At 67.6% G+C, this 4765-nt stretch carries 4 protein-coding genes; all 4 read left to right on the top strand.

Going from position 1 to position 4765, the window contains the following annotated elements; translation table 11 throughout:
* Positions 1-1020, top strand: a 1020-nt coding sequence (locus DBR23_RS02105; protein ID WP_108497156.1) for a D-serine ammonia-lyase, incomplete at its 5' end; no start/stop codon positions are given.
* 59 nt (positions 1021-1079) lie between these two features.
* Positions 1080-2066 carry a tripartite tricarboxylate transporter substrate binding protein gene (locus DBR23_RS02100; RefSeq protein ID WP_108497154.1) on the top strand — a complete coding sequence of 329 codons (987 nt, stop codon included), beginning with the start codon at positions 1080-1082 and terminating at the stop codon, positions 2064-2066.
* A gap of 34 nt (positions 2067-2100) precedes the next feature.
* Positions 2101-3663, top strand: a complete 1563-nt coding sequence (locus DBR23_RS02095; protein ID WP_108497153.1) for an amidase — start codon at positions 2101-2103, stop codon at positions 3661-3663.
* Positions 3664-3676: 13 nt separating this feature from the next.
* Positions 3677-4765 (top strand): FAD-binding oxidoreductase (locus tag DBR23_RS02090; RefSeq protein WP_108497155.1); only part of this gene is annotated, 1089 nt, incomplete at its 3' end.

The raw sequence follows: 4765 nt of genomic DNA, 5'->3' as shown, positions 1-4765 counted from the left end.
ATCAAGGCCCGGGGCGGCATGCACGAGGTGCTGGAGTTTGTCGAGGGGCTGGCGCTGCAGCATGGGCTGGTGCAGCCCGGCGGTGACTACCGAGCGCTGGCGACGCCGCAGGCGCGCGAGGTGCTGGGCCGCTACCAGGTGGCGGTGGGCTCCACCGGCAACCTGGGCATGAGCATCGGTGTGGTGGCATCGGCCCTGGGCTTTCAGGCCACGGTGCACATGTCGGCCGATGCCAAGGAGTGGAAGAAAGACCGCCTGCGCCAGCGTGGTGTGCAGGTGGTGGAACACACGGGCGACTACGAACGCGCCGTGGCCGCAGGCCGTGCCGAGGCGGCCAGCAACCCGCTGTGCCACTTTGTGGACGACGAGCAATCGTTCTCGCTGCTGCTGGGCTACAGCGCAGCGGCGCTGCACCTGCAAAAGCAACTGGCCGAGCAGGGCGTGGCGGTGGATGCCGAGCACCCGCTCATCGTTTACCTGCCGTGTGGCGTGGGTGGTGCGCCAGCGGGCATCACCTTTGGCCTGCGGCAGGTGCTGGGGCCGCATGTGCACTGCTTTTTTGCGGAGCCGGTGCAGTCGCCGTGCTTCATGGTGCAGATGATGGCCGATGCAACGCAAGGTGTGGGGCAGCACCCCTCGGTCTACGACTGGGGCCTGACCAACCGCACCGAGGCCGATGGCCTGGCGGTGCCGCGCGCGTCGCTGTTGGCGGCCGAACTGATGCGTCCGCTGCTGTCGGGCGTGTTCACTGTGGCCGACGACACCCTGTTTGCACACTTGGTGCGGGTGCTGGACGCCTTGGGCGAGCGCATCGAGCCCTCGGCTGCCGCAGGCTTCAGCGGCCCGGCGATGTTGACGGGCACCACGGCAGGGCAGGCCTGGCTGCGCAGCACGGGCATTGAGGCCGTGTTGCACCAGGCCACCCACCTGGTGTGGACCACGGGCGGCCTGCTGGTGCCCGATGCGCAGTACCAGGGCTTTGTGCAGCGCGGGCGGGCCGTGCTGGCTGCGCAGGCCTGATGGCCCGCCACCTTCTTTCCTCTTTTTTTCTTTTCACTTTTTTTATCTGGAGCCACGCCATGAACCGCAAGCAACTGCTTTTGTCTGCCGTCTTCTGTGCCGCCCTGGGGGCCACTGCGTGGACTCCGGCCATGGCGCAGGAGGCTGCGTTCCCCACCAAGCCGATCACGCTGGTGATTCCGTTCCCGCCCGGCGGCGCCACCGATGTGCTGGGGCGGCTGATTGGCAAAAAGCTGGGCGACAAGCTGGGCCAGAGCGTGGTGATCGACAACCGCGCGGGGGCGGGCACGGTGATCGGTGCGACGTCGGTGGCGCGGGCGGCGCCGGATGGCTACACGCTGCTCATGAGTTCGGGCACCACCTTCACCGTCAACCCCGCCGTGCGCGCCAAGCTTCCGTACGACCCGGTCAAGAGCTTTGAGCCCATTGGCATCACGGGCCGCACGGGGTTGATTCTGCTGGCAAACAAGGATGTGCCAGCCAGCGACCTGAAGCAGTTCGTGGCCCTGGTGAAGGCGGCGCCCGACAAGTATTCGTATGGCTCGTTCGGCACGGGCACCACCTCGCAGTTTGCAGGCGAGATGTTCTTCCACGCGGCGGGTCTCAAGATCCAGCATGTGCCGTACAAGGGCAGCGCGCCTGCGATGACCGACCTGCTCGGCGGGCAGATCCCGTTCACGGTGGACACCGTGTCGGCCGCGCTGCCGCAGCTCAAGGACGGCAAGATCAAAGCCATTGCGGTGACCTCTGGCAAACGCTCGGCCCTGCTGCCCAAGGTGCCTACGCTGGCGGAGAGTGGCTACCCCGGCCTGGAGATGGACACCTGGCTGGCCATGGTGGCGCCCCGTGGCCTGCCGCCGGCCGTGAAGTCACGCCTGGAGCTGGCGCTGGCCCAGGTGGTGTCGGACCCCGAAACGCGTGACAAGATGATCGCGGTGGGGTTCGAGCCGTCCTATGCTTCGTCCAAGGTGTTGGCCGAGCTGATCGACAAGGAGCTGCCGCTGATGCGCGCCATTGCACAGCGCGCAGCCATCACCGCAGACTGAACCCGTGTGACCAGAACAAGGAGACAAGCCCGAGATGACCACAACAAGCCCCCAAGCCCTGGTTGAGCTGACCGCCAACGAACTGCGCCATCACATCGGCACGCGCGAGATTTCGCCGGTGGAGCTGCTCGACGCCTGCATTGCCCGCATCGAGGCGGTGAACCCGCATGTGAATGCCGTCACCGCCACCTGCTACGACCGCGCCCGCACCGAGGCCAAAGCGGCCGAGCAAGCCGTGCTGCGCGGCGAACCACTGGGCCTGCTGCATGGCCTGCCCATGGGCGTGAAGGACCTGGAGGCCACGGCGGGCTTGCTGACCACCTATGGATCGCAGATCTACCGCGAGCACATTCCGGCCGAGGACAACGTGCTGGTGGCGCGCCTGCGCGCAGCGGGCGCCATCGTCACGGGCAAGACCAACATCCCCGAGATGGGGGCAGGCGCCAATTCGCGCAACACCGTGTGGGGCGCTACGGGCAATCCGTTCAACCCCAACCTGAACGCTGGGGGCTCGTCAGGCGGCTCGGCCGCTGCGCTGGCGTGCGACATGCTGCCGGTGTGTACGGGCTCGGACACGGGTGGGTCGCTGCGCATTCCTGCATCCATCTGCGGCGTGGTGGGCTTCCGGCCCTCGCCCGGCGTGGTGCCCAGCTCGCGCAAGCTGCTGGGCTGGACGCCGATTTCGGTGGTCGGCCCCATGGGCCGCACGGTGGAAGAGGCCTGCCTGCAGCTGGCAGCATCGGCGGGCATGTCGGCTGGCGACCCGCTGAGCTACCCACTGGACCCGATGGGCTTCCTTCTGCCCGAAGCCGTGGACCTGAGCCGCCTGCGCGTGGCTTATACCGAGGACTTTGGTGCCTGCGCTGTGGACAACGGTATTCGCGCCGTGTTCCGCCGCAAGGTACAGGCCATGAAGCACCTGTTTGCGCGTTGCGACGCCATCGACGTCGACCTGGGCGATGTGCACCGCTGCTTTGACGTGCTGCGCGCCGAGGCCTTTGTGGCCAGCACGCGCGAGGCCTACGAGCGCGACCCCGCCAGCCTGGGCCCCAACACCCGCGCTAACTACGAAATGGGCGCCGCCATGACGCTGCTCGACAGCGCCTGGGCGCAGGCCGAGCAGACACGCATTCTGGCGCGGTTCCAGAAGCTGTACGAGGGGTACGACGTGATCCTGGCGCCCACCACGCCGGTGTCGCCGTTTGCGTGGACCGAGCTTTTCGCCAGCCGTATCAACGGCGAGCCGCAGGCCAACTACTACCGATGGCTGGCGCTGACTTATGTGACCACGCTCACTACCCACCCGGCGCTGAGCTTGCCGTGCGGACTGGACGACGCCGGGATGCCGTTTGGCCTGCAGATCGTGGGGCGCTTCCGTGCCGACCGCCACACGCTGGGCGTGGGGCATGCGCTGGAGCAGGCGTTCAAGGGCATTGCCGGGCTGGCGCGCCCACGGCCCGACATCGCCAAGCTGATGCAAACCAATGCCGAACCCGCGCTGACCTCCATCGTGACCGTGGCACCCGACCCCCGCGATGCCCGCAGCCTGCCGCGTGACGACCGTGCGGCATCGGCAGCGCAGGTGTCGGCCGTTTGAGCAGGAGGAGCAGATGCAAACCGTAGACACCATCGTCATCGGCGCAGGTATTGCCGGGGCCTCCGTGGCCTGGCAACTGGTGCAGCCCGGCGCCGCAGGGCAGAGCGCCAGCGTGCTGCTGCTGGAGCGCGAATCGCAGCCCGGCTATCACACCACCGGCCGCTCGGCCGCGCTGTACATGGCGACCTATGGCACGCCCAACATCCAGGCGCTGACCCGGGCGAGCCGCGCGTTTTACGACGCGCCGCCGGCGGAGTTTGGCGCTGACCCCATCCTCTCGCCCCGGGGCGTGGTCTATGTGGCCGGACCGGACCAGCTGGACCTGCTCAAGCAGACCTACGACGAAGCACATGCCACCTCGCCCAATGTGCAATGGGTGGACAAGGCCGAGCTGCTGGCGATGCTGCCCTGCCTCAAACCCGAGGCTGTGGCAGCCGGCATGAGCGAGCCCGAGGCGGCCGATATTGATGTGAACGCCCTGCACCAGGGCTACCTCCGTGGCCTGCGCCAGCATGGCGGCCAGGTGCTGACGAACGCCGAGGTCATGGCCGTGCGCCGCGAAGGTGATGTATGGCAAGTGACGCTGGCCGATGGGCGGGTGTTTGCTGCCCCCACCATCGTCAATGCTGCGGGTGCCTGGGCCGATGTGGTGGCGGGCCTGGCCGGGGTGCCACCCATCGGGCTGGAGCCGCGCCGCCGCACGGCATTCACCTTCCCGGTGCCTGAGGGCATGGATGCCACCCATTGGCCAGCCGTGATTGGCATCGACGAGAGCTTTTACTTCAAGCCCGACGCGGGGCAACTACTGGGCTCACCGGCCAATGCCGACCCTACACATCCGCACGATGTGGTGCCGGAAGAGCTCGACGTGGCCACCGGGATTTATCACATCGAGGAAATGACCCGCTTCCAGATCCGCCGGCCGTCGCACACCTGGGCCGGGCTGCGCTCCTTCGTGTCGGATGGCGACATGGTGATCGGCTGGGACAATCACGTGCCCGGCTTCTTTTGGCTGGCCGGGCAGGGCGGGTATGGGATTCAGAGCGCGGCGGGCGCCTCGTTGCTGGCGCGGCAACTGTTGCGGGGCGAGCCTCTGGCCGAG

This window comes from Acidovorax sp. HMWF018, from assembly GCF_003061035.1.
In the GTDB taxonomy this organism is placed as follows: Bacteria; Pseudomonadota; Gammaproteobacteria; order Burkholderiales; family Burkholderiaceae_C; genus Acidovorax; species Acidovorax delafieldii.
Note: the sequence above shows the minus strand (reverse complement) of the source record. Positions and strands in the feature narration are given on the sequence as shown.